A 23,819-nucleotide genomic window follows, 5' to 3' on the forward strand; every position below is an offset into this window, starting at 1 on the left:
AAGGAGAAAGCCGGTGATTACGCGGCTTCTTCCTGAGAATCGTCCTCTTCGACGGCCTTGCCGCGCTTCGGACCCTTGGCAAGGTTGACTTCCACCAGGCGAACAGCCTCGGTTTCAGACATCTTGTTGACAGCAGCAATTTCGCGCGCCATGCGATCAAGAGCAGCTTCGTAAAGCTGACGCTCGGAATAGGACTGCTCCGGCTGGTTTTCCGCACGGTAAAGATCGCGCACAACTTCAGCAATCGCGATAAGATCGCCGGAATTGATTTTCGCATCATATTCCTGGGCGCGGCGCGACCACATGGTACGCTTCACACGCGCCTTGCCCTGCACCACTTTCAGCGCCCGCTCGACAAAATCGCCTTCGGAAAGCTTGCGCATGCCGATGCTCACGGCTTTAGCGACGGGAACTTTAAGACGCATCTTGTCTTTTTCGAAATCGATGACAAAAAGCTCAAGCTTCATGCCGGCAACTTCTTGTTCCTCGATGGCAGAAATGGTACCGACACCATGAGCGGGATACACAATCGCTTCACCGGTTTTGAAACCGTGATGTGCTGGAGATTTCTTCTGCTGGGTCGTCATTCGTTCTAAAAACTCCCTGTTACATACCCGGCAACGCCGGGGTTGGGTCGGTCAGGCCCTGATGAGACGGGGGAACCGTCAGGTGACTCCGCACTGGTCCAGCCGTGCACGCAAAAACACACCTTCCCGCATTGCGGGCTTCGATAACGTAAACGCTCGATATGTCACGGAAACCGCGTGCAAAAGAGGTGTTGCTTTCGTGGTGTTTTTGGGCACACAAATGCCACGCTGTGGATCAGTATCGTTGGTGTACCACAAAAATAGGCACAAATCAATAATTTGCTTCGACCGTGGCCGCAACATCACATGGCGGCCAAAGAACCACCTATAAATGGGCTACCGGAATACTGTCAAATGCTTCGTAACCGGTCCCTACCGTATAAGAAGCAAAAAAATTTCACTTCCCAACTGAAGAAACACGAAAGCCTCTTAAACTCTTCGTAATTACACGCCAATATCCGATTCGAATGAAAAGGCAAAATCCGCAAATTGACGGTGCTTTTTTACGTTAAAGTGTGATTTTTGGAGGAATCCACATCAAATGGGCTACAGAAATAATCCAAAACGCGAAAAACAGATCGAAAAAGCACGACAGCAGGCAATTGCCGAAAACGCGCCATTTCTTGATCCGGGTATACTCTATGGAAGAGCAAGCGCCGACGACATAGAATATTATTCCGCCGAAATGCTGGCCGCAAGCGCGGCGCACAGTTTCGAGGCTCTTTCGCGCTGGACTGGAGACGCGCCCCATATCAGCATCGCCCAGGTGGAGGGCGTCACCCCGCGAGATATTCCGGTAACGGTTCTGACGATTATCGGCCGCAATATGCCCTTCCTCTACGATTCCGTCATGGGTGAGGTCACAAGCAGCTATCGCGGCCTCTATCTCGCGGTCCACCCCATTCTGGTGCCGGATGCAACGGCGCAGGCGGGTTATCGCCTTGCGGAGCCTGATGACGATCCCGCCGGGAATATCAGCCTCATCCAGCTGCACATCGCCCCACTGACCCAGCAGGCCGCAACGGCGCTGGAAGAAAGATTGCGTTTCGTGCTGGCGCAGGTTCAGTCCGCCTACAGAGACTGGCGGCCCATGCTGTCGAAACTCGACGAAGCCCTAGACGAATTGTCAAAACGCGGCTCCTCGCGGCGCAAGACCGAGCGCGCGGAAGCCGTCGAGTTTCTCAACTGGCTTCGAAACGACAATTTCACCTTCCTCGGCATGCGCGATTACACCTATTCCGGAAAGGGAAAGAACGCGAAAATCGAGCGCGGTGACGGCATCGGCCTCGGCAGTTTGAGCGATCCGGATGTGCGCGTGCTGCGCCTTGGCAAGGACGCCGTGACGACGACGCCTGAAATCCTCGCCTTCCTCGACGGTCCGGATTTCCTCATCGTCACCAAGGCAAATGTGAAGTCCATCGTGCATCGCCGCGCTTATATGGATTATATCGGCATCAAGCGCTTCGACGAGGATGGCAATGTCATCGGTGAATTGCGCATCGTCGGCCTTTTCACCGCCACCGCCTATACGCGTTCGGTAAAGCACATCCCGCTGCTGCGTGCCAAAATTGCGGATGTCGAGCGGCATTTCGGTTTTGATCCGAACAGCCACTCCGGCCGCATTCTGCAGAACACGCTGGAAGCCTATCCGCGCGACGATCTCTTCCAGATCGAAACGGATCTTCTGATCCGCTTCATCGAGCAAATCATGGAACTGAGCGACCGCCCACGCGTGCGCGTCCTCGCACGTATCGACCGTTTCGACCGCTTCGTCTCGGCCATCATCTTCGTGCCGCGCGAGGAATACAATTCCTATGTGCGCGAGAAGATCGGCGACTATCTGAGCAAGGTCTATGACGGGCATATTTCCGCATATTACCCGGCCTTCCCCGAAGGCGCTGTCGCCCGCGTCCATTTCATCGTCGGCCGCACGGAAGGCAAGACGCCGCGTATCGCGCAGGACAAGCTGGAGGATGCCGTCAGCGATATCGCAGCACGCTGGATAGACCATTTCGTTGCCCTTTCCGAACCGGGTGCACCGGTGCTGGAGGTGGATCAGGCCTACCAGGAAGCCTTCACGCCGGAAGAGGCGATTGGCGACATGGCGGATATTCTGGCCACCGTGAAGGGTGAGCCGGTCCGCATCGAATTTTACCAGCAGGAAGGCCAGTCAGCTGAGACGCTGTCGCTGAAGATCTTCCATAGGGATGGCCATCTGCCACTGTCGCGCCGTGTGCCGCTGCTGGAAAACCTCGGTTTCAACGTCATCAGTGAGCGCACCTTCGACATCGGTGTCATCTCGGATGGCGAAAAGCGCGATATCGTGCTGCATGATATGGAACTCGCCGTCGCCAAGGGCGTGACGCTGGATCTGCCGCAATACGGACAGAAACTCGAAGAAGCATTCCTTGCTGCCTTCTCGGGCAAGGTCGATAATGACAACTTCAACCGGCTGATCCTCGCCTGCGGCCTCACCGTGCGCGAAGTGTCCGTCCTGCGCGCCTATGCCCGTTATCTGCGCCAGACCGGAATCGTTTATTCCCAGGAGCATATTTCCGAAACGCTCTTTAAATATCCGGCCATTTCACGGAATATTTTCGCGCTGTTCAAGGCTGGCTTCGATCCGTCCATCGACGAGAAGAAGCGGCTGAAGAAACTGGCAGAGATGCACAAGACGATCGAAGCGGCATTGAGCGGTGTTCCCAATCTCGATGAAGACCGCACCTTGCGGCGTTATGTCAATGCCATCGACGCCACGCTTCGTACCAACTACTTCCAGAAAAACACCGATGGCACGCCGCGTGACCTGTTGGCGTTCAAGTTCGATCCCAAACATCTGGACGGCCTGCCCGATCCACGTCCTTTCCGCGAAATCTTCGTCTACGGAACCGAAGTAGAAGGCGTGCATCTGCGCTTTGGCAAAGTGGCGCGCGGCGGTCTGCGCTGGTCGGATCGCGGCCAGGATTACCGCACGGAAGTGCTCGGTCTCGTCAAGGCGCAGCAGGTCAAGAATGCGGTGATCGTTCCCGTTGGCGCCAAGGGCGGCTTTTTCCCGAAGAACCTGCCTGTTGGCGGCTCTCGCGACGAGGTCTTCAATGCAGGCCGTGAAGCCTACAAGACCTATATCCGCACTCTTCTGTCCATCACCGACAATATCGTCGACGACGCCGTCGTACCGCCGGCCGATACGTTGCGGCTTGATGGTGACGATCCCTATTTCGTCGTCGCCGCCGATAAGGGGACCGCGACATTCTCCGATACGGCAAACGGCCTCGCCCACGACGCCGGCTTCTGGCTGGACGATGCCTTCGCATCGGGTGGTTCCGCCGGTTACGACCACAAGAAGATGGGCATCACCGCGCGCGGTGCCTGGGAAACGGTAAAGCGTCATTTCCGCGAAATGGACACCGACATCCAGACCACGCCCTTCACAGTGGCAGGTGTCGGCGACATGTCCGGCGACGTTTTCGGCAACGGCATGTTGCTGTCGGAAAAGATCAGGCTGATCGCAGCCTTCGATCATCGCGATATCTTCATCGATCCGGATCCCGATACCGACAAATCCTTCGCTGAGCGCAAGCGGCTTTTCGAATTGCCACGCTCAAGCTGGCAGGATTACGACCGTTCAACGCTCTCAAAAGGCGCAATGATCATCTCGCGTTCCGAAAAATCGGTGACGCTGACGCCGGAAGCTGTCGCTGCCATCGGCATCGACAAATCCGTTGCCACACCCTTCGAGATCATGACCGCCATTCTGAAGGCGCCAACCGATCTTCTGTGGTTCGGCGGCATCGGCACCTATATCAAGGCGGCGGTGGAAACCAACGCCGAGGTGGGTGACAGGGCGAACGACCCCATCCGCGTCAACGCCACCGAGCTGCGCGCCAAGGTCATCGGCGAAGGCGCCAATCTCGGCATTACCCAGAAGGGCCGTATCGCCTATGCGCTGGCGGGTGGGCGTTGCAATTCCGACGCCATCGACAACTCGGCCGGCGTGAACTCCTCCGACGTCGAGGTCAATATCAAGATCGCCCTCGCCTCCGCGGTCAATAGCGGTCGCCTGACGATGCCGAAGCGCAACCAGCTTCTTGCGTCCATGACGCCGGAAGTGGCGCAGCTGGTGCTGCGCAACAACTACCTTCAATCGCTGGCAATCTCGCTGACGGAGCGGCTTGGGCTTGCAAACCGGGAAGAACTCGGCCGCCTGATGAGCGCGCTGGAGGCAACCGGCCAACTGAACCGCAAGGTCGAAACCTTGCCGAGCAATGCCGAGCTCAGCGAAAGATATGCCACCGGCAAGCCGCTGACCCGGCCGGAAATCGGCGTGCTGCTTTCCTATGCCAAGCTGACGCTGTTCGACGCTCTGGTGGCAAGCCCGCTGCCCGACGAACCCTATCTCCAGCATCTGCTCGCAGACTATTTCCCGGCCAAGATGCAGAAGAACTATGCAGACGATATCAAGGCGCATCGCCTGCACCGCGAAATCGTTGCGACAGCGCTCGCCAATGCCGTGGTAAACCGCGGCGGCCCTGGCTTCGTGCAGAAACTCGCCGATGCGAGCGGCCTCCTGTCGGCCGATGTCGTCAAGGCAGCGGTGATCGTGGAGGATGGTTTCGGCCTCAAACGTCTTTGGAGCGAGGTCGACGCGCTCGACGGAAAGATCGGCGGAGAAGTCCAGAACGGACTTTATGCCAAGATCACCCGCATCTACTCCGATGCAAGCAGGCTTTATCTGCAAACCGGGAGCGTGGGCGCAGGAACGAGCGACATGGCAACCGAAATCGAGCGCCTGAAAACTGCCATCAAGACGCTATCGCCGGCAGCGGCGAAATATCGCCGCGAGCTTGGCGTCACCGAAATCGACAGTGTTCCCTCTGGCCTTCTGGAAGAGCTGGATACGCTTTCCCTGCTGGTCTATGTGCCAGAGATCATGCGTATCGCCGAAAATGCGGGCACGACGCTTGCCCGCGCCGCCGAAAGCTACGCCACGGTCTCCTCGACCTTCCGTGTCGCGCGGCTGCTGGATGCCAGCCAGCGCATCACGCCGGCCGATCACTACGAGAGCCTGGCTCTTCTGCGCAGCCAGGACCAGATCGCCTTGTCGAGACGCCGGATCGTCATCTCGGCCCTCACCGAGTATTCGAAGGAAAAGGACCCGGTTCAGGCCTGGTATGCGGCCGACCGCGTGCGCGTCAACCGCATCGTCTCGGAACTCGGTGCACTGAGCGAAAGCGGCGACACCAACCTCGCCCGCCTGACAGTTGCGGCGGGGCTGCTTGGTGATATCGTTCAGACGCGCTGATCGACCATTCGACAAACGCCATCCGGGTGACTGGCCCGGATGGCCATAAATGAAGCGTTTGCGCCGGCATCACGCATTTTATCCCCCATATCCGATAGGACGATGAATGACTGTCCCCTCCCCAAATGCGGAAACAGTGGTTGCCAAACGCGGCATCTGGGGCTGGGTCATGTTCGATTGGGCGGCACAGCCCTTTTTCACGGTCGTTACGACCTTCGTTTTCGGACCCTACTTTGTCGCCCGCCTCACCGATGACCCTATTTCGGCGCAGGCGACATGGAGCAACATGGCGACGGTCTCCTCGATCATCATCGCCCTCTTCTCCCCCATTCTCGGCTCCATTGCCGACCAATCCGGCGCAAGAAAGCCGTGGATCGCCTTTTTTGCCGCCATCAAGATCGTCAGTCTTTTATTCCTCTGGTTTGCAGCACCGGGTTCGCCGATCATCCTGCCCATCGTCTGCATGATATTCGCATCCATCGCGGCGGAGTTTTCGATCGTCTTCAACGATTCCATGATGCCGCGACTGACCAATCCGCAGAATGTCGGACGCATTTCCAATCTCGCCTGGGGGCTCGGTTATCTCGGCGGCATGGTGGTGCTGATTGCCGTGGTGACGCTTCTGGCCGCAAATCCACAGACAGGACTGACTATCGCCGGTATCAAGCCGCTTTTCGGTCTCGATCCCGCAACCGGCGAGGACGCCAGAATAACCGGCCCGATAGCCGCAATCTGGTATTTGCTCTTCATTCTGCCGATGTTTCTGCTGACCCCGGATGCGGACAGGGGCCTACCCTTCGGAGCGGCGATCCGCTCTGGCCTTGCGGAGCTCAAGACAACCCTGCGCGAACTTCGAGACAGACCCGTCCTGTTGCGGTTCCTGATTGCACGTATGCTTTATCAGGACGGCGTCAACGGCGTGCTCATTCTGGGTGGGGTATTTGCGGCGGGAATGTTCGGCTGGGCGACGATGGAAATCGGCCTCTTCGGCATCCTGCTCAACGTCGTCGCCATCGTGGGTTGCTTTGCGGCCGGGCGCGTCGATCAGAAACTTGGCTCGCGGATCACCATCCTTATCAGCTTGATTCTTCTGCTCATCGCGACGGTCGGCATCGTCTCGACAGAAAAGGCCTCGACACTGTTTGGCTGGATCCAATTGCCGACAGCGGATAATGGCGGCATCTTCGCGACCGGCGCGGAAAAGGCCTATCTGCTCTATGGCATATTGATTGGCCTCGCCTTCGGTCCCGTTCAGGCCTCGTCGCGTTCCTATCTGGCGCGCAACATCACCATTGCCGAGGCGGGACGCTATTTCGGCATCTATGCGCTATCGGGCCGCGCCACCAGCTTCATGGCGACGCTGTCCTTTTCAATAGCAACCTACCTCAGTGGCTCCGCACATATTGGCATGGCCACCCTCATCGTTTTTCTGGGGTTGGGGTTTGTTCTGTTGCTGCGCGTCCCGGAACGGGCGGCAAACTGAAGAACCGGAGAGAGCATTTGAGGGGTCTCACCCGAAATGCTCAAGCCTCCTTCAGAGCTGATCGAGTTTTTGCTGCAATGCGCGCAGCTGCGACTTCAGCTCATCGATTTCGGATGCATTCGGCTTGCGCGTTTCCTTGGGCGCCTGCGGCATTGCAAAAGGCGTGAACCCCTGCATTGCCTGCCGGAACAGTTCCGTATTGCGGCGGATCTGCTCTTCCATCATTTGCAATGGAGCCTGAAAATTCCGGGCAAGCGACCCGTCACCGAACGCCTTGGCCATATGCTCCTGCATCTGGCTCTGCTGATCGGAGAAGGTTTTCATCGAATGTTCGAGAAATGTCGGAACGACCATCTGCATCTGGTCACCGTAATAGGAGATCAACTGCCGCAGAAACGCCGTTGGCAAAAGCGTATTGCCGGTTTTGGCTTCCTGTTCAACAATGATCTGCGTCAGAACCGCATGGGTGATGTCTTCGGATGATTTGGCGTCCTGAACCTTGAAGTCCTCGCCGCGTTTAACCATCTGCGCCAGATCATCCAGCGTCACATAGGTGCTGGTTCCGGTGTTGTAGAGCCGCCGGTTGGCATATTTTTTAATGATTGTTTCGCCGTCGTGTTTTGCCATGCCCGCCTCCTCGCGATGATGGTATTTTCTTGTTTTTTGGTGTTATTGCTCTTCCCGCGCGAAGTGTATGCGCAAAACAAGCCCCGTGACAAATGTTTTGTGCATCGCAACAGTTTGTTTTTTGCGCAGCAATTTTCCGCAAGATTCCGGCTTGATTTAGCAACATCTTTTAAAGCAACTTTCGGCATTTGACTTGTATTCAAAGCTTTGCCAGTCTCCGCCCGCAAGTGAGGAGAAACAGATGACGCCTTCAATCGTGATTGCCAGCGCTGCGCGCACTGCCGTCGGTTCTTTCAATGGTGGCTTTGCCAATACGCCCGCCCACGAACTTGGGGCAACCGTCATCAACGCCGTCCTGGAGCGCGCCGGTGTCGCAGCCCATGAGATCGATGAGGTCATCCTTGGTCAGGTGTTGACGGCAGGCGAAGGGCAGAACCCGGCGCGGCAGGCGGCAATGAAAGCCGGCATTCCGCAGGAAGCAACCGCCTTCGGCATCAATCAGCTATGCGGTTCCGGCCTGCGCGCTGTCGCACTCGGCATGCAGCAGATCGTTACCGGCGACGCGGCCATCATCATTGCCGGCGGGCAGGAATCCATGTCCATGGCGCCCCATTGCGCCCATTTGCGCGGTGGCGTGAAGATGGGCGATTTCAAGATGATCGACACCATGCTGAAAGACGGCCTGACGGATGCCTTTTACGGCTACCACATGGGCATAACCGCCGAGAACATCGCCCGGCAATGGCAGCTTTCCCGTGATGAACAGGACCAGTTCGCTGTCGCATCGCAAAACAAGGCCGAAGCCGCGCAGAGCGCCGGCCGTTTTGCAGATGAGATCGTGGCTTTCTCGGTCAAGGGCCGCAAGGCAGATATCATCATCGATGCTGACGAACATATCCGTACCGGCGTCTCGCTGGAAACCATGGCAAAGCTGCGCCCCGCCTTCGACAAGGAGGGCACGGTAACGGCCGGCAACGCCTCCGGCCTCAATGATGGCGCGGCTGCCACACTTCTGATGTCGGAGCAGGAAGCGGCAAAGCGCGGTATCAAACCGCTGGCGCGCATCGCCTCCTGGGCGACGGCGGGTGTCGATCCGCAGATCATGGGAACCGGCCCCATCCCCGCCTCACGCAAGGCGCTGGCCAAGGCAGGCTGGTCGATCGGCGATATCGGCCTCGTTGAGGCCAACGAAGCCTTTGCCGCACAGTCCTGCGCTGTCGTGCGTGAGCTTGGTCTTGATCCTGATATCGTCAACGTCAATGGCGGTGCGATTGCCATCGGCCATCCGATTGGCGCATCCGGCGCCCGTGTGCTGAACACGCTGATTTTCGAGATGCGTCGCCGCAACGTATCGAAGGGGCTCGCGACGCTCTGCATCGGCGGCGGCATGGGTGTTGCCATGTGCATCGAGGCGCTCTGAAAACCGCCGTGCGGCCTTCCAAAAAGCAATTCCGGTTCAGCGGCCAATAGGGTAGAAGCGGTCTCCCATTGGCCGCATTTCTGTGGCCCTTGAGCACGGCTAAAACAGTTCAGGAAATGGAGGCCATATGAGCCGGGTTGCGTTGATTTCGGGCGGGACAAGCGGCATAGGCGCAGCAATAGCCCGCGCCTTGCAGGCAGCCGGCTACCAGGTGGCCGTCAATTACGCCTTCACGACCGATAGGGCAGAGGCCTTCCAGAAAGAAACCGGCATCCCCGCGTTTCAATGGGACGTGCGAGACTATGATGCCTGCGTGAAAGGCATAGCCCAGGTTGAAGAGGCCTTCGGCCCCGTCGAGGTTCTCGTCAACAATGCCGGCATCACCCGCGATGCGATGTTTCACAAGATGACACCGCAGCAATGGCGCGAGGTGATCGACACCAACCTCACCGGCGTCTTCAACATGACGCATCCCGTCTGGCCGGGTATGCGCGACCGCGGCTTCGGTCGCATCGTCAATATTTCCTCCATCAATGGCCAGAAGGGCCAGGCTGGCCAAGTCAACTATTCCGCCTCAAAGGCTGGCGATATCGGCTTCACCAAGGCGCTCGCCCAGGAAGGCGCAAGCCGCAACATTACCGTCAACGCCATCTGCCCCGGTTACATCGGCACGGAGATGGTGAGGGCTATACCGGAGAAAGTGCTGGCCGAGCGGATTGTGCCGCAAATCCCGGTCGGGCGCCTGGGCGAACCGGAAGAAATCGCGCGCTGCGTCCTGTTTCTCGTGTCGGACGAGGCGGGTTTCATAACCGGCTCCACGATGACCGCAAATGGCGGGCAATATTTCGCCTGAGATCGGCACCCCTTCTAACGGGAAGGAAGCAGGTAAACTTTTCGTGATATCCGCCCTGATAATATCGCCACGCACAAAAACTTGATCGAAAAATACCGCAATATAGGAACTGCTAAACTAATGAAAATACGACAGTTTTCGTATAGTTTAGAATGAATCCAGAGTTCACTTTCGGATATCCTCGGAGGTTTTTCTTGACAGTGGGTGTCCTGTTTTGGTTTAAGAACGAAAACAACGTGTTGCGTCATACAGGCAGTCGATCATGCTGGTTTGCAGCTGCAATTACATCACCGACCACGATATCCGGGACGTCATTAACGAGCTCCTCGATGAGGACTGTTGGCAGCTTATCGTTCCGGCAAAAGTGTATCATGCCATGGAAAAACGTGGCCGCTGCTGCGGCTGTTTCCCAACTGTCGTCGACCTGATCATACAGACAACCGAAGAATATCACGCCCGTCGCCACTCGACGGAAGCAGATGTTTTTGATTTTATGTCCCGCTTGAAGCGATTCCATGAAGAGAACAGGAGAGCGGACATTGAAAGGCGACACAAGAGTCATCGAGCGGCTTAATGAAGCCCTTTTTCTAGAACTCGGTGCGGTAAACCAGTATTGGCTTCACTACCGACTTCTGAATGACTGGGGCTACACCAAGCTTGCAAAGAAGGAGCGTGCGGAATCCATCGAAGAGATGCAGCACGCCGACAAGATCATCGATCGTATCATTTTCCTGGAAGGCCATCCCAACCTCCAGACCCTGGCTCCCCTGCGCATCGGTCAGAACGTCAAGGAAGTGCTCGAAGCCGATCTGGCGGGCGAATATGACGCACGGACGTCCTACAAGAAATCGCGCGACATCTGTTCCGAGGCCGGAGACTATGTCTCGATGAAGCTGTTCGAAGCACTGCTGATCGACGAGGAAGGTCACATCGACTTCCTTGAGACCCAGCTCGAACTGCTCGGCAAGATCGGTGCGGAAAAATACGGCCAACTCAACGCCGATTCCGCCAACGAAGCAGAATAAGCTCTCGCAATCGACCAAAGAAAAGGCGGCCAGTGGCCGCCTTTTTTATTACTTGCCGGCAAGGTGCCGGAATTCCGCAACCACTTTCTCGTAGACCGCGCGCTTGAAGGGCACGATGAGCTCCGGCAGGCTTTCCATCGGCTTCCAGTCCCAGGCGTCGAATTCAGCCGTATGCCCTGTTGGAGGTGGGTCGATCTGGATTTCGCTTTCGTCGCCATCGAAACGGAAGGCAAACCAGCGTTGCGCCTGCCCCCGATACTTGCCTCTCAGGCCGATGCCGATCAGTTCGGACGGCAGATCATAATGGATCCAGTCGCTCGCTTCCGCCAGCAACGTCACCGTTTTCATCCCCGTCTCTTCGTAAAGTTCGCGAATGGCGGCCGTCAAAGGCCGTTCACCGTCATCGATGCCGCCCTGCGGCATCTGCCACAATTGCGGTGAACCGTCATATTCCGAATTGCCTTCCCTGATGCGCCGGCCGGCCCAGACAAGGCCTTCGGCGTTCAGAACCATAATCCCCGCACAGGGACGGTAAGGCAAATCTTCTGCTTTGATTGTCATTGGAAACCCGCACTGTCTGCGCGCCGAAAAGGCGCTAAGGAATGGCCGCGCAGAAGGTTTACTGCCCCGCCTGCTGCGAAACAAGCGCAGAAACACCAACGATCTCGATACCGCGGCCGCCCGCCTCCCGCGACCACTTCGAGATTGCAGCGATGCTTTCGTCAAAAGCCGAGGCAACGCCGATCGCCTGACCGTTACGTCGCGCGATCCGCTCCAATTCGTCCAGCTTGCGCAGGATAGTGGCTTCGGTGACTTCACCGTCAAGCAGAACATCGGCAAAGCCCTGCGGCGCGGAAATGGCTTTGGCAATCCCGCCGCTCAGCGACTGCGCCGAAGAGGCATCGTCCAGAAAAAGCAGCCCGCGCTTGCCGATATCGCGCATGACTGGCTCCAGCGCCGCCTGCTCGGAAAGGAAACGCCCGCCGAGATAATTCATGATGCCAGTATAATTGGTAATTTTCGCCATGGAGCGATGCAGCCGGTCGATATTGACCTTCGCGGGATCGCCCGCCAGCAGCGTGTCCGGGCCGGGATTGGTGCCGGGATACCCGAAGGGCTCCAGCGGTATCTGGAGAAGGATTTCATGCCCCTCACGGCGTGCTTCCTGCAGCCAGCGCTGCAGGCTGTTGCCGCTTGCAGCAAAACCGAGCGTCACCTCCGGCGGCAGTTCCCGGATCGCCTTTTGCGAACCCGTCTGGCTGAGGCCGAGACCACCGACCACGATCGCCACCCGGGTGCCGCGTGCGCCGGACCACGGCCGGGCATATTGCTCCATCGGCCGCAAACCATCGGCACCGACGACGGGCAATCTGCCGAATGCGGTTTCTTCCAGCAATGCATCATTGGGCCGCGTGGCCATGCGCGGATCCTGACCGTAGGTCTGGCCGCTCATCAGCACCGGTCCGTCGCTGTCACGGGGGCGAGGAGAATAGACCGATACCACATTGCCATCCGGCATCGTCGCCCGATTTATATTCGCGCCGGATCGGCCGCTTTCCGCCTTCAGACCGGCCGTGTCGTTAGGATCCGCCACATCATCGGCTGCTGCTGTTTTCGGAGCATCTTCAGGGAGCTGGGGCTGGGTGTCCGGCCCGGAAGCCGTCTTCTGCAGATTGCCGGGCGACAGGGCCGTATAGACGGAAAGCCCGCCGATCGTCAGAACTGCAAGCGCGGACAGAACCATAATGACGGAAAAGCGCCGGTTGATACCGGCGCTTTTTTTCTGTCGACCCAGAAGCGGTTTTCGCAGGTCAGAAGGCAATGAACGATCCGTCCAAACGGTTAGGCAATCGAGAAAATGCGCCGGCTGGCCGGCGCATCCATCTTACTGCTTGTTGACCACAGCCTTGTCCGGGTTCGGCGGGAACGACGGATCGGTCTTGGCACCGCGCAACAGATCCAGCGCATAATTCAGCTGGATATCGTCCTTGGCTTCCGGCGGAACGTAAGCGGAAGAACCCGAACCTTCGTCAGTTTCGCTCTGGCCCTTGATATGGCCGGTCAGGCTGGATTCACCCTCGGTCGTGACACGGCCCTGCAATTCAGGCGGCAGCGGCTGTTCGACCTTGATATCAGGCGTAATGCCCGTGCCCTGGATCGATTTGCCAGACGGCGTGTAATAAAGCGCCGTGGTCAGACGCAGCGCGCCGGCCTCGCCGAGCGGGATGATCGTCTGGACCGAACCCTTGCCGAAGGAGCGCGTGCCGACCACAGTCGCGCGACGCAGATCCTGCAGCGCACCGGCGACAATTTCAGACGCCGAAGCAGAGCCACCGTTGATGAGCACGATAACCGGCTTGCCATCGGTCAGATCGCCAGCCGTTGCATTGAAGCGACGGGTCTCGTCCGGGTTACGGCCACGGGTCGAAACGACTTCGCCACGCTGGAGGAAGGCGTCGGAAACATTGATCGCCTGATCGAGCAGACCACCGGGGTTGAGACGCAGATCGAGCACGTAGCCCTTCAGCTTGTCAGCCGGCACATCCGTCTTGATCTTCTTGATCGCCTTTTCGAGATCGTCATAGGTCTTCTCGGTAAATGAGATGACGCGGAGATAACCGACATCGCCCTCGACACGGGACTTGACCGCGCGTACGGCAATGACATCACGCATGACGGTGAATTCGAGCGGTTTGTCGGCGCCCTGGCGGATGATCGTCAGCTTGATCGGCGTCTTGACCGCGCCGCGCATCTTCTCGACCGCCTGCTCCAGCTTCAGACCGCGAACCGGCGTACCGTCGATTTCCGAAATATAGTCGCCGGCAAGAATGCCTGCGCGCGAAGCCGGCGTGTCGTCCATCGGCGAGATGACTTTGACCAGTTCATTTTCCATGGTCACTTCGATGCCGAGACCGCCGAACTCACCCTTGGTCTGGGTGCGCATGTCGTTGGCGTCCTTGGCATTCATGAAGCTCGAATGCGGATCAAGCGAGCTGAGCATGCCGTTGATGGCATTCTCGACCAGCTTCTCGTCATCCGGCGGCGTCACATATTGCGCACGCACACGTTCGAACACGTCGCCAAAGATTGACAGTTCCTTATAGGTCGAAGGCCCGGCCGCCTGTGCCGGCATGCTCGCCGAATAAATCACACTCATCGCCGTGGCGCCCATAAGCCCACCGATAAGGAGAAGCGAAACCTTACGAATCATTGTGCGCCCTTCCGGTATTTTTTGCGGTCCACCAAGGTTGGGAATCAACCGGCACACCATCTTTCCTGAACTCAATGTAGAGCGTTGGCCGGTCGGTTTCCAGCGCCAATGCTGCTGCACTCGCTACTCTTTTTGCACCCATGGAGGCGATTGGCTCTCCGGAGAACACAAACATTCCCTGCCGTGTCCTCACATTGTCCATTCCCGTCATGACCACATGGTATCCGTCACCCGTATTGAGGATGATCATTCGGCCGTAACTGCGAAAATCTCCGGCAAATACAACAAAGCCGTCTGCGGGTGCCGTCACGATGGCCTCAGGTCCGGTCGCGACGACAATTCCCTTGGAAAAGTGGCCCGTACCATCCGCATCGCCGAACCGGCGCAACACATCTCCAGCCACCGGCAGGTCCAGCTTTGCCTTCAAACTCGCGAAGGGATATGCGGGCGCAATACGGTTTTTATCGGGCATTCCCGCCTCGGCTGCGGCACGCTCCTTCTCACGTTCCGCTTCGGAAAGACGGGCCACGCGCTGCTCTTCCGCACGCGCCCTTTCCATAGCTTCCCGCACCGAACTGATCTCACTTTCAAGCGAACCGACCAGACCCTCGAGGCTGGTCGCCTTGCTTGCAAGCTCCTCGGATCGCTTGCGTTCCACCTCCAGCGCCGCCGCCGTCTGCGAATTTCTGCGGTCGTTTTCAGCAAGCAGCAGGTCGAGGCGTTTTTCCTCTTCCAGACTTGCCGTCATCATACCCGTAAGATCGTCCTTTTCGCGAGCGATTGCCTGCCTGACGTCGGTCAATTCTTTGAGAGCAGAAACCAGCTTGTCGGTCTCACCGCGAATGCCGGGCACGACGGCGCCGAGAAGAATGGCGCTGCGCACCGAAGCCAGCGCATCATCAGGCGAAACGAGAAGGGCGGGGGGAGGGTTTCTGCCCATACGCTGCAGCGCCGCCAGAACCTCCGCCAGCACGCCACGCCTCTCGCGCAGTGATGCCTTGACGCCATCTTCGCGGACCGAAAGCTTGGCCAGACGATCCTCGCCATCGCTGATCTTGGTTTCCAGTGCCTTGCGGCGCGCAGCCGACGCTATCAGCTCGTCGCGGATACGGGCGCTATCCTGATTAAGGGAAGCAATGCTTTCCTCGAGATTTCGGGTCTTGTCTTCCGAAAGTCCGATGCTGTCGACCAGCTCTTCCAAATCCTGGCGGTTCTGATCACGGCGCTTTTCCAGCGTCTGAAGCGCCTCCGGCGACGAATCACCCTCACCAGCAGGCGCGGCACCCGCATCATCGCGCGAAAAGGCGCGTTCAACGGGGGAAATCCCCAGGACAAGGACAGCGAAAACCGCGCCCGCAAGGGCAGCGTGGCGTTTTCGTTGAGACCTCTTGTCCATTTGAACTTTCTTTGATGCCGAAGCAGGAGCGCCGATACTAGGGATTTTGCCCCAATCTTCCAAGAGGCCAGAAACAGGCTGGCTTCAAAGCCTTCACGCCTTTCCGTCTCGCGAAGCTTCATGTTGAAATTGAGACAATTTTCCACATGAAGATCACGCTCAAACGCGATGATAGGGATGACCGGAGAGGATGGTGACGGCGCGGTAAAGCTGTTCGGCGATCAGAATACGAACGATCTGGTGCGGCCATGTGAGCTTGCCGAGATTAAGAACGGCCGCCGCTCTGTCGTAAAGTGCAGGATCTAGGCCGTCGGCGCCACCAATCGCGATCACGAGGTCGCGCTTGCCGCTATCACGCAGATCGCCAAAAAATGAGGCAAAGGCCGGGCTATCCAGCGCCTTGCCGCGCTCGTCGAGCAGCACGAGCACGGTACCATCAGCCAGATGTTTTTCCAGCATCGCCGCTTCTTCGCGCTTGCGCGTCTCCGCGTTCGATGCCCGGCTTTCCGCGACCTCGATCACGCGCGAAAACTCCAACCCGATCGCCGGGCCGGTCTTGGCAAGGCGTTCGATATAACGGGTCGCAAGATCCTTTTCCGGGCCGGATTTCAGCCGTCCCACCGCAAAAATCGAAATCCGCATCGCAAACCTGCATCCATCGTGACCCAACAGGGTCACGCTCTTAACAGCATAGCCCACGGATTCCTATGCAGCCGGCTTTCTTTCCGACCACACACATCGACCCGAAATCAAAAATGATATTCGGGAGGCCCGATGTGCGACGTCAAAGGCTCACCGCATCAATGCAGCGTGTCTTCCGGCATTTCCGGCGTCGCCCACATTTTTTCAATGTTGTAGAAGACACGGATTTCCGGACGGAACACATGAACGATGATATCGCCGGTATCGATCAGCACCCAATCTCCGGTCTCGAGACCTTCGACGCGGGCGCTTCCAAACCCTTCATCTTTCATATCCTTGAGAAGATGCTCGCAGATCGCCGAGACATGCCTGTTCGATCGCCCGGAGACCACCACCATGTAGTCCGCAAGCGCCGATTTTCCGGCAATGTCGAGAGATACGATATCTTCAGCCTTGGAGTCCTCGAGGCTCGCGAGGACGGTTTCGAGGGCGTGGTCGGCGGCATCGGCGCCACTGTCCTGACCCTTCGGGATAGCAACAAATGCTCTTCCCTTGGCGTGTACTGTTGTCAGAGGTTTTCCCTTTCCAAGAATGACAAAACAGGCACTGGCGACGCGAATCTGTGCGTCACCAGATCAAGGTGGCACCAAAGCATTAACTTTTCAAGATATGGAGCCTTCAACGGCTGTCGCATACATCATTTGTGATTATTGCGGAGCGCCGTCGAACTGAGCGTGGAACGCGGACCATGGATAAAGACCCACGCAGGCGCCTTTTTTTTCCACAAAACACCCGCATCATCCTCATCGATCCGCGCCTGGCTATAGGCCTGCGCCATGGTGGAGGAGAGGTAGGAGAGGGTGGAACCCGGCCGGTCGATCACCGCAATCGGAAAGGTCTCGGCGATCCTTCGCCATTGTTGCCAGCGATGGAAGCTTTTCAGATTGTCGGCTCCCATGATCCAGATGAAGCGGACATGCGGATTTTTTGCTTTCACCTCGGCAAGCGTATTGGCCGTGTAGCTGATCCCCAGAGATTTTTCAAAAGCCGTCACTTTGATGCGGGGATCGCTGACCAGCCTTTCGCAGGCAGCGATACGATCCTCCAGAGATGCCAGCTCCGAGCGGCTTTTCAGCGGATTGCCTGGCGTCACCATCCACCAGAGCTGGTCTAGACCCAGCCTGCGAAGCGCTATTTCGGCAACAAGGGCATGGCCGGCATGCGGCGGATTGAAGGAGCCGCCAAACAGCCCGACGACCATGCCGCGCTCCACATGCGGCATGGTGAGATAACGTCTGTCGAGGCGTGTTTCGACCAGCAACTATCAGGTCCGCGTCTGACCGGTGCCATGCACGCGGTATTTGAACGAGGTGAGCTGCTCGACACCAACCGGGCCGCGTGCATGCATCTTGCCCGTGGCGATGCCGATTTCCGCACCCATTCCGAATTCACCGCCATCGGCAAATTGCGTGGAAGCGTTATGCAGCAGAATGGCCGAATCGAGTTCGTTGAAGAAACGCTCGACCACCGCTGGGTCCTCGGCGATCACCGCCTCCGTGTGGTTGGACGAATAGGTGCTGATGTGCTCGATCGCGCCGGAAATACCGTCCACGACAGCAACCGAAATGATCGCATCGAGATATTCGGTGCGCCAGTCATCTTCCGTTGCGGCTTTCAAGCCCTCGACAACATTACGCACGGCCTGCGAACCGCGCACTTCACAACCGGCCTCGATCAGGCCCTTGACGAGCGGTTCAAGATGCGTGGCAACAACAGCGGCATCCACCAGCAGCGTTTCCGCCGCGCCGCAAATGCCGGTGCGGCGCATCTTGGCATTCACGACAATGCCTTTCGCCATGTCGAGATCGGCCGATCCGTCGACATAAATATGGCAAATACCTTCCAGATGCGCAAAGACCGGAACCCGCGCCTCAGACTGCACCCGCGCAACCAGGCTTTTGCCGCCGCGCGGCACAATCACGTCAACCGCGCCATTCAATCCACCAAGAAGCGCGCCCACGGCAGCGCGGTCGGTGAGCGGCACCAGCTGAATGGCATGCTCGGGAAGACCGGCGATCTTCAGGCCCTCCACAAGGCAGGCATGGATAGCACGCGATGAATGTTGCGAATCCGAGCCGCCGCGCAGGATGACCGCATTGCCCGCCTTGAGGCAGAGCGCGCCGGCATCTGCAGTCACATTCGGGCGGCTTTCGTAAATCACGCCGATGACGCCAAGCGGCGTGCGCACGCGCTCGATCTTCAGACCGTTCGGGCGATCCCAGGCGGCAATGACTTCGCCAACCGGATCAGGCAGCGCGGCAACCGAGCGGATGCCTTCGGCGATACCGGCGATCCGCGCATCGTCAAGCGTAAGCCTGTCGATGAAGGAAGCGGCAAGGCCGCTATTATCCGCCGCCGCCAGATCTTTCCTGTTGGCGGCAAGGATCGTTTCCCTCGACGCCTCGATGGCTGACGCCATGGCGAGAAGCGCACGGTTTTTCTGATCCGTACCTGCGATGGACAACGGTCGCGAAGCAGCTTTTGCCTGTGCACCGATGGTCATCATCAGTGCATCAATATCATGGCTCTGCTTCACGGCCTGTTCAGGCATGGACCTCATCCTTTTCAGTATTTTTAACTTTCACGGCGGCACCCGTCATTACCAGATCGTCGCGATGGATCATCGCCGCACGCCCGACATAACCAAGGATCGCCTCGATCTCGTTCGACTTGTGACCGATGATAAGACGCGCCTCTTCCGCATCGTAGCCTGCAAGGCCGCGCGCGACCTCTCGGCCTTCGACGCCGATAATGGCAATCGCATCGCCGCGTCCAAAATTGCCCTTCACCACCCGCACGCCCGCGGGAAGCAGGCTTTTACCGGCATAGAGCGCTTTTTCCGCACCCGCATCCACATGAATCTCACCTGCCGGCTGCAACTGACCGGCAATCCAGGTCTTTCGCGCCGTCACCGGTGTGCCTGATGGCGCAAACCACGAGGAGCGGGCGCCGTTTTCGATGGCCTTCAACGGATTGAGCGTCTTGCCGGAAGCGATGATCATGCCGCAGCCGGCAGCGGTCGCGATCTTGCCGGCATCGATCTTGGTACGCATGCCGCCGCGTGAAAGCTCGGAAGCCGCACCGCCTGCCATGGCCTCAATCTCGGGCGTAATATCTGCAATCGTCTCAAGGAACTTCGCATCCGGATCAAGATGCGGCGGAGCCGTGTAAAGCCCGTCAATATCAGACAGCAATACCAGAAGATCGGCACCGGTCATGGTGGCCACGCGGGCGGCCAGACGGTCATTGTCGCCGTAGCGGATTTCGGTGGTTGCCACCGTGTCGTTTTCATTGATGATCGGAATCGCACCGATCTTCAGCAGCTGGTTGATGGTGGCGCGCGCATTGAGGTAACGGCGGCGCTCCTCGGTGTCGGACAGCGTCAGCAGAATCTGGCCAGCGACGATCTCATGCCGCGACAGGCTTTCCGACCATGCCCGCGCCAGAGCGATCTGGCCAACGGCCGCCGCTGCCTGGCTTTCCTCCAGCTTTAATGCGCCGGAGGGCAGACCGAGCACCGTGCGGCCGAGCGCGATGGCACCAGAAGACACCACCTGAACATCTGCGCCGTTTTTCTTCAGCGCAGCGATGTCCTCGCAAATGGCGTCGAGCCAATCTTTCTTCAGCCCGCTTTTCCGGTCCACCAGAAGTGCCGAACCGATCTTGATAACGATCCGGTGGTGGCTACCCAGCGGTTTGCGGGTGAGGCTCATAGGCGATCGTCCTCTTCCTCGGCCTCGCTATCCACAGGCATTGAGCGGTCGGGAAGGGCGGTCTCGCCGCCATTGCTTGCCGAGACGATGATATCGCGAAGGGCGCGCAGCGCCTCCGTCATACCGATGTGGGCAGCGGCAGACAGAAGGAGCGGAGGACGGCCGCAGGCCTTTTCCAGTTCCTTTGCCTTCTTTTTCAGTTCTTTTTCGTCCAGCACGTCGATTTGCGACAGCGCCACGATTTCCGGCTTGTCGGTCAAGCCGCCGCCATAGGCATCCAGCTCGGCCTTAACAGTCTTATAGGCCTGCCCGACCTTTTCTTCCTGCGCGGAGACGAGATGCAGAAGCACACGGGTGCGCTCTACGTGGCCAAGGAAACGGTCGCCGATGCCCACACCCTCATGCGCGCCTTCGATCAGGCCGGGAATATCGGCCAGCACGAATTCACGGCCGTCGATGGTCGCAACGCCGAGGTTCGGATGCAGCGTCGTGAAAGGATAATTGGCGATCTTCGGCCGCGCGCGCGTCACGGTCGCGAGGAATGTCGACTTACCTGCATTCGGCAGACCAACGAGACCGGCGTCAGCGATCAGCTTCAGGCGAAGCCAGAGCGTCTTTTCTTCGCCCGCAAGGCCCGGATTGGCATGGGTCGGCGCCTGATTGGTCGAAGACTTGAAATAGGCGTTGCCGAAACCGCCGTTACCGCCAGCGGCAAGACGAAAACGCTGGCCTTCCTTTGTCAGGTCGACGATCAGCGTCTCGTTGTCTTCCTCGAAAATCTGCGTGCCGACAGGCACTTTCAGAACCACGTCGGAACCCTTGGCGCCGGTGCGGGTCTTGCCCATGCCGTGCTGTCCGATCGAGGCCTTGAAATGCTGCTGGAAGCGGAAGTCGATCAGCGTGTTGAGACCGTTGACCACCTCGATCCAGACGTCGCCGCCGCGTCCACCATCGCCGCCATCAGGGCCACCGAACTCGATGAATTTTTCGCGCCGGAAGGAAACGGCGCCCGCGCCGCCATCACCGGACTTGATATAGATTTTTGCTTCATCGAGAAATTTCATCGGACTGCCGTTCTGTCGGTTTGCGGGCACATCAGCTCAAGGCGTTGCGCCAAACAAAAATATCGTCGTTTCGAATACAAGCGCTTCTCCACAAGGTCAAAGACTATCGTGCGGGAAGCGCCTGCGTGAGACAAGGCCGGTTTGCGGCAACCGGCCTTGTTTTGATTGTCAGCGGTGCTGCGGAACGAAATCCTCAGCCGTGATCGCCGTATCGATATGCGCCACCATCGCAGCACGCGCCGTGGCGTAAATCTGGTGGCAGCCGGTCACCCGGAAGCCCAGTTTTTCCTGCACGCGCAGCGAAGCCGGATTATCCGCAAACACACCGGAATGGAGAACCACACCGGGCATGCGGCGGAAGAACCGCTCGACCACGGCGGCCACCGCCTCGGTCATGTAACCCTTGCCCCAGTAGAACCGGTTCAGCCAGTAGCCGAGATGCCACTCGCCGTGCCGCAATTCGACCGAGACGACGCCGATGAGTGTATCGTCACCGCTTGTGATGGCGAAATCCCAATCGGGCAGGGTGCCTGAAGTGCGCAGGACCAGCCATTCCAGCGCATCCTGTCGATGATACGGCGCGGGAACACGGGCCAGCATCCTGGTCACGGCAAAATCGCCAAGCGATTCCGCGATGCTGCCAGCATCGGAAAGCCGCTGCGGACGCAGCACCAGACGCGACGTCTCGATGACCGGGCAGGGGCCGGGCGGCGCGACCGTCGCAGTTGCCCGGTGACGGGTAAGCTCGATCGTGCTCATCCCATGTCCCCCCAGCTCTTCAGCGAAACCCAGGTCTTGCGGTCCAGCCTGTACCATTCTACCGGTACCATGCCACCCAATGCCAGCGAACCGACCATGCCGGAGCCCTGGAACTGGAAACCGCACTTCTGGATGACCCGGCGCGAGGGGATGTTGGTGACCCGGCAGCGGGCATCGATCTGGTCGATTTCACGCGTGCGGAAGGCCATGTCGATCAGCGCATGCGTGGCTTCGGTCATGTAGCCCCGGTTCCAGTAGGGTTCCCCCAGCCAGTAACCGATTTCCAGCGTCTTTTCGTCTTCCTGCGGTTCAAGCGCGCAGCAACCCAGAAACTCGCCATTGTCCATGCGGGTAATCGCATAGACGCACTTGCCGATCTCGCCAGCATTGGTGCGTCGCACGAAGTCCGCGGCGTCTTTGGCCGTGTACGGGTGCGGCATACGCGACACCATGGTCGCGATATTGGCATTGTTGGCAAGATGGGCAAGGGCGTCGATGTCTTCTTCGTGAGGCTTGCGTAAAACCAGCCTCTGCGACAGTAAAACGGGGCAATCGCTCCTCGACCGATCGGGCCTCGGCCGCTCTTCGGGTGACCGTGATTGGTCAACCCTCAACAATTCAGCTTGCATGGTTCAGTCCCTCCTGGGGGTTAAAGAAAAAGGGGAGTTGGGTGGTACCCCATCTCCCCTGTTTTCTTGACTGAACCTGATACGTCTCAGCCGGGTCGATGGGACACCGGCTGCATATGACGCTTACCGGCTTATTCTGCGGCTTCCGCTTTCGGGGCCACGGATACGAATACGCGGCCGTTGGCCTTCGTACGGAAGTTCACGTTACCTGCGGTCAGTGCGAAAATCGTGTGGTCCTTGCCGATGCCAACGTTGGCGCCCGGATGCCACTGGGTTCCGCGCTGACGCAGAATAATGTTGCCTGGAATGACAGCTTCGCCGCCGAACTTCTTTACGCCAAGGCGCTTGGATTCGGAATCGCGACCGTTACGCGAGGAACCGCCAGCTTTTTTGTGTGCCATTGGAGTTCTCCTTTAAACCTTGTTTCCCGTGTCGCGCCTATCAGGCAGCAACGATGTCCGTGATGCGGACGACAGTGTGATGCTGACGATGGCCGCGCGAACGCTTGGAGTTCTGACGACGACGCTTCTTGAAGGCGATGACCTTCTTGCCGCGATTGTGCTCGACAACTTCAGCCTTGACGATGGCACCCTTGACAAAGGGAGCACCGAACTGAGCGTCGGCGCCTTCGCCGATCACGAGAACTTCGGTGAATTCTACGGTTGCGCCTGCCTCTGCTTCCAGCTTTTCGATGGTCAGCACGGCATCGGCCGCTACGCGGTACTGCTTACCGCCGGTCTTGATGACTGCGAACATTTGTTATCCTTTCATGTTCGTTCCGGCTCTGCCCGCCAAAGCAAGCTGGCCGTCTTTTTATCAGTCGGAGTAGCGGAAATCCGTCAGGACTGAATGCCCTTTTGAAAGTCTGCCGGTGAAGCCGCCTTTGAGGGGCGGAATAAACAGAAGGCGCAATACGCCATCAATTTGGGTGCGAATTACGCGAGACATCAGTTTATGTCAAGATGACGGATGTTTGAAAAGTAACTCTAACGCCAAGAATTTCATGCTTTTTTGGCAAGCGAAGCAGTCAGGTCTCGAAATTTGCGCA

At 58.3% G+C, this 23,819-nt stretch carries 21 protein-coding genes and 1 pseudogene; 6 read left to right on the plus strand and 16 right to left on the minus strand.

What is annotated here, in order from left to right; all coding sequences use genetic code 11:
• Nucleotides 1-17 precede the first annotated feature (17 nt).
• Complete coding sequence (locus AC5SEO_RS17725) at nt 18-587, minus strand: CarD family transcriptional regulator (protein ID WP_003492641.1); 570 nt, start codon at nt 585-587, stop codon at nt 18-20.
• A 541-nt stretch (nt 588-1,128) separates the two neighbouring features.
• Here AC5SEO_RS17725 and AC5SEO_RS17730 point away from each other — a divergent pair.
• Nucleotides 1,129-5,889, plus strand: coding sequence for an NAD-glutamate dehydrogenase (locus tag AC5SEO_RS17730; protein WP_174068680.1), 4,761 nt, complete (start codon nt 1,129-1,131; stop codon nt 5,887-5,889).
• Between the two features lie 106 nt (nt 5,890-5,995).
• The gene (locus AC5SEO_RS17735; protein WP_174068681.1) at nt 5,996-7,372 is read left to right on the plus strand and encodes an MFS transporter; all 1,377 of its coding nucleotides are present in this window, start codon (nt 5,996-5,998) and stop codon (nt 7,370-7,372) included.
• Between the two features lie 51 nt (nt 7,373-7,423).
• Here the strand turns inward: AC5SEO_RS17735 and phaR are convergent, their stop codons facing one another.
• The gene (gene phaR, locus AC5SEO_RS17740; protein WP_003516476.1) at nt 7,424-7,999 is read right to left on the minus strand and encodes a polyhydroxyalkanoate synthesis repressor PhaR; all 576 of its coding nucleotides are present in this window, start codon (nt 7,997-7,999) and stop codon (nt 7,424-7,426) included.
• 241 nt (nt 8,000-8,240) lie between these two features.
• Here phaR and AC5SEO_RS17745 point away from each other — a divergent pair, with 241 nt between their 5' ends.
• The 4 genes from AC5SEO_RS17745 (at nt 8,241) to bfr (ending at nt 11,297) form a co-directional block, all read left to right on the plus strand.
• The gene (locus AC5SEO_RS17745) at nt 8,241-9,419 is read left to right on the plus strand and encodes an acetyl-CoA C-acetyltransferase (protein WP_038492527.1); all 1,179 of its coding nucleotides are present in this window, start codon (nt 8,241-8,243) and stop codon (nt 9,417-9,419) included.
• A 127-nt stretch (nt 9,420-9,546) separates the two neighbouring features.
• A complete protein-coding gene (gene phbB / locus AC5SEO_RS17750; RefSeq protein WP_013636970.1) occupies nt 9,547-10,272 on the plus strand; it encodes an acetoacetyl-CoA reductase in 726 nt (241 codons plus the stop codon).
• Between the two features lie 262 nt (nt 10,273-10,534).
• Complete coding sequence (locus tag AC5SEO_RS17755; RefSeq protein ID WP_013636971.1) at nt 10,535-10,846, plus strand: (2Fe-2S)-binding protein; 312 nt, start codon at nt 10,535-10,537, stop codon at nt 10,844-10,846.
• Nucleotides 10,812-11,297, plus strand: a complete 486-nt coding sequence (gene bfr / locus AC5SEO_RS17760; protein WP_003516472.1) for a bacterioferritin — start codon at nt 10,812-10,814, stop codon at nt 11,295-11,297. The genes AC5SEO_RS17755 and bfr overlap by 35 nt, the downstream gene beginning before the upstream one ends.
• A 48-nt stretch (nt 11,298-11,345) precedes the next feature.
• Here the strand turns inward: bfr and AC5SEO_RS17765 are convergent, their stop codons facing one another.
• From AC5SEO_RS17765 to rplU, 14 genes and pseudogenes are all read right to left on the minus strand, one after another.
• A complete protein-coding gene (locus tag AC5SEO_RS17765; protein ID WP_174060551.1) occupies nt 11,346-11,858 on the minus strand; it encodes an RNA pyrophosphohydrolase in 513 nt (170 codons plus the stop codon).
• A gap of 58 nt (nt 11,859-11,916) precedes the next feature.
• The gene (locus AC5SEO_RS17770) at nt 11,917-13,119 is read right to left on the minus strand and encodes a divergent polysaccharide deacetylase family protein (protein ID WP_174060552.1); all 1,203 of its coding nucleotides are present in this window, start codon (nt 13,117-13,119) and stop codon (nt 11,917-11,919) included.
• 63 nt (nt 13,120-13,182) lie between these two features.
• Nucleotides 13,183-14,508, minus strand: a complete 1,326-nt coding sequence (locus AC5SEO_RS17775) for a S41 family peptidase (protein WP_003516467.1) — start codon at nt 14,506-14,508, stop codon at nt 13,183-13,185.
• Nucleotides 14,498-15,904 (minus strand): murein hydrolase activator EnvC family protein, encoded by a 1,407-nt coding sequence (locus tag AC5SEO_RS17780; protein ID WP_003516466.1) that lies wholly within the window; start codon nt 15,902-15,904, stop codon nt 14,498-14,500. Before AC5SEO_RS17780 ends, AC5SEO_RS17775 begins: the two co-directional genes overlap by 11 nt.
• 159 nt (nt 15,905-16,063) lie before the next feature.
• Entirely contained in the window at nt 16,064-16,546 is a 483-nt protein-coding gene (rlmH, locus tag AC5SEO_RS17785; RefSeq protein WP_003516464.1) for a 23S rRNA (pseudouridine(1915)-N(3))-methyltransferase RlmH, read from the minus strand.
• 158 nt (nt 16,547-16,704) lie between these two features.
• Nucleotides 16,705-17,149: pseudogene (gene rsfS / locus AC5SEO_RS17790) on the minus strand (ribosome silencing factor).
• A gap of 94 nt (nt 17,150-17,243) precedes the next feature.
• Entirely contained in the window at nt 17,244-17,828 is a 585-nt protein-coding gene (locus AC5SEO_RS17795; RefSeq protein WP_419459974.1) for a nicotinate-nucleotide adenylyltransferase, read from the minus strand.
• Between the two features lie 42 nt (nt 17,829-17,870).
• Nucleotides 17,871-19,157: a glutamate-5-semialdehyde dehydrogenase gene (locus AC5SEO_RS17800; protein WP_162711162.1), complete on the minus strand. Its 1,287-nt coding sequence runs from the start codon at nt 19,155-19,157 to the stop codon at nt 17,871-17,873.
• A complete protein-coding gene (gene proB / locus AC5SEO_RS17805) occupies nt 19,150-20,319 on the minus strand; it encodes a glutamate 5-kinase (protein ID WP_003516458.1) in 1,170 nt (389 codons plus the stop codon). Before proB ends, AC5SEO_RS17800 begins: the two co-directional genes overlap by 8 nt.
• Entirely contained in the window at nt 20,316-21,383 is a 1,068-nt protein-coding gene (obgE, locus tag AC5SEO_RS17810) for a GTPase ObgE (RefSeq protein WP_003516456.1), read from the minus strand. Before obgE ends, proB begins: the two co-directional genes overlap by 4 nt.
• A gap of 168 nt (nt 21,384-21,551) precedes the next feature.
• Entirely contained in the window at nt 21,552-22,142 is a 591-nt protein-coding gene (locus AC5SEO_RS17815) for a GNAT family N-acetyltransferase (RefSeq protein WP_025594658.1), read from the minus strand.
• Complete coding sequence (locus AC5SEO_RS17820; RefSeq protein ID WP_003516453.1) at nt 22,139-22,771, minus strand: GNAT family N-acetyltransferase; 633 nt, start codon at nt 22,769-22,771, stop codon at nt 22,139-22,141. Before AC5SEO_RS17820 ends, AC5SEO_RS17815 begins: the two co-directional genes overlap by 4 nt.
• 131 nt (nt 22,772-22,902) lie before the next feature.
• On the minus strand, nt 22,903-23,172 hold the full coding sequence (gene rpmA / locus AC5SEO_RS17825; protein WP_003492686.1) for a 50S ribosomal protein L27: 270 nt from the start codon (nt 23,170-23,172) through the stop codon (nt 22,903-22,905).
• Between the two features lie 40 nt (nt 23,173-23,212).
• Nucleotides 23,213-23,527 carry a 50S ribosomal protein L21 gene (gene rplU / locus AC5SEO_RS17830; RefSeq protein WP_003516451.1) on the minus strand — a complete coding sequence of 105 codons (315 nt, stop codon included), beginning with the start codon at nt 23,525-23,527 and terminating at the stop codon, nt 23,213-23,215.
• Nucleotides 23,528-23,819: the final 292 nt, after the last annotated feature.

This window comes from Agrobacterium sp. K11, from assembly GCF_059429395.1.

Excerpts from the sequence above, each read along its gene's own strand:
- AC5SEO_RS17725 (WP_003492641.1), bottom strand. The coding sequence starts at position 587 with ATGACGACCCAGCAGAAGAAATCTCCAGCACATCACGGTTTCAAAACC.
- AC5SEO_RS17730 (WP_174068680.1), top strand. The coding sequence starts at position 1,129 with ATGGGCTACAGAAATAATCCAAAACGCGAAAAACAGATCGAAAAAGCA.
- AC5SEO_RS17735 (WP_174068681.1), top strand. The coding sequence starts at position 5,996 with ATGACTGTCCCCTCCCCAAATGCGGAAACAGTGGTTGCCAAACGCGGC.
- phaR (WP_003516476.1), bottom strand. The coding sequence starts at position 7,999 with ATGGCAAAACACGACGGCGAAACAATCATTAAAAAATATGCCAACCGG.
- AC5SEO_RS17745 (WP_038492527.1), top strand. The coding sequence starts at position 8,241 with ATGACGCCTTCAATCGTGATTGCCAGCGCTGCGCGCACTGCCGTCGGT.
- phbB (WP_013636970.1), top strand. The coding sequence starts at position 9,547 with ATGAGCCGGGTTGCGTTGATTTCGGGCGGGACAAGCGGCATAGGCGCA.
- AC5SEO_RS17755 (WP_013636971.1), top strand. The coding sequence starts at position 10,535 with ATGCTGGTTTGCAGCTGCAATTACATCACCGACCACGATATCCGGGAC.
- AC5SEO_RS17765 (WP_174060551.1), bottom strand. The coding sequence starts at position 11,858 with ATGACAATCAAAGCAGAAGATTTGCCTTACCGTCCCTGTGCGGGGATT.
- AC5SEO_RS17775 (WP_003516467.1), bottom strand. The coding sequence starts at position 14,508 with ATGATTCGTAAGGTTTCGCTTCTCCTTATCGGTGGGCTTATGGGCGCC.
- AC5SEO_RS17780 (WP_003516466.1), bottom strand. The coding sequence starts at position 15,904 with ATGGACAAGAGGTCTCAACGAAAACGCCACGCTGCCCTTGCGGGCGCG.
- rlmH (WP_003516464.1), bottom strand. The coding sequence starts at position 16,546 with ATGCGGATTTCGATTTTTGCGGTGGGACGGCTGAAATCCGGCCCGGAA.
- AC5SEO_RS17795 (WP_419459974.1), bottom strand. The coding sequence starts at position 17,828 with ATGCCGCATGTGGAGCGCGGCATGGTCGTCGGGCTGTTTGGCGGCTCC.
- AC5SEO_RS17800 (WP_162711162.1), bottom strand. The coding sequence starts at position 19,157 with ATGCCTGAACAGGCCGTGAAGCAGAGCCATGATATTGATGCACTGATG.
- proB (WP_003516458.1), bottom strand. The coding sequence starts at position 20,319 with ATGAGCCTCACCCGCAAACCGCTGGGTAGCCACCACCGGATCGTTATC.
- obgE (WP_003516456.1), bottom strand. The coding sequence starts at position 21,383 with ATGAAATTTCTCGATGAAGCAAAAATCTATATCAAGTCCGGTGATGGC.
- AC5SEO_RS17815 (WP_025594658.1), bottom strand. The coding sequence starts at position 22,142 with ATGAGCACGATCGAGCTTACCCGTCACCGGGCAACTGCGACGGTCGCG.
- AC5SEO_RS17820 (WP_003516453.1), bottom strand. The coding sequence starts at position 22,771 with ATGCAAGCTGAATTGTTGAGGGTTGACCAATCACGGTCACCCGAAGAG.
- rpmA (WP_003492686.1), bottom strand. The coding sequence starts at position 23,172 with ATGGCACACAAAAAAGCTGGCGGTTCCTCGCGTAACGGTCGCGATTCC.
- rplU (WP_003516451.1), bottom strand. The coding sequence starts at position 23,527 with ATGTTCGCAGTCATCAAGACCGGCGGTAAGCAGTACCGCGTAGCGGCC.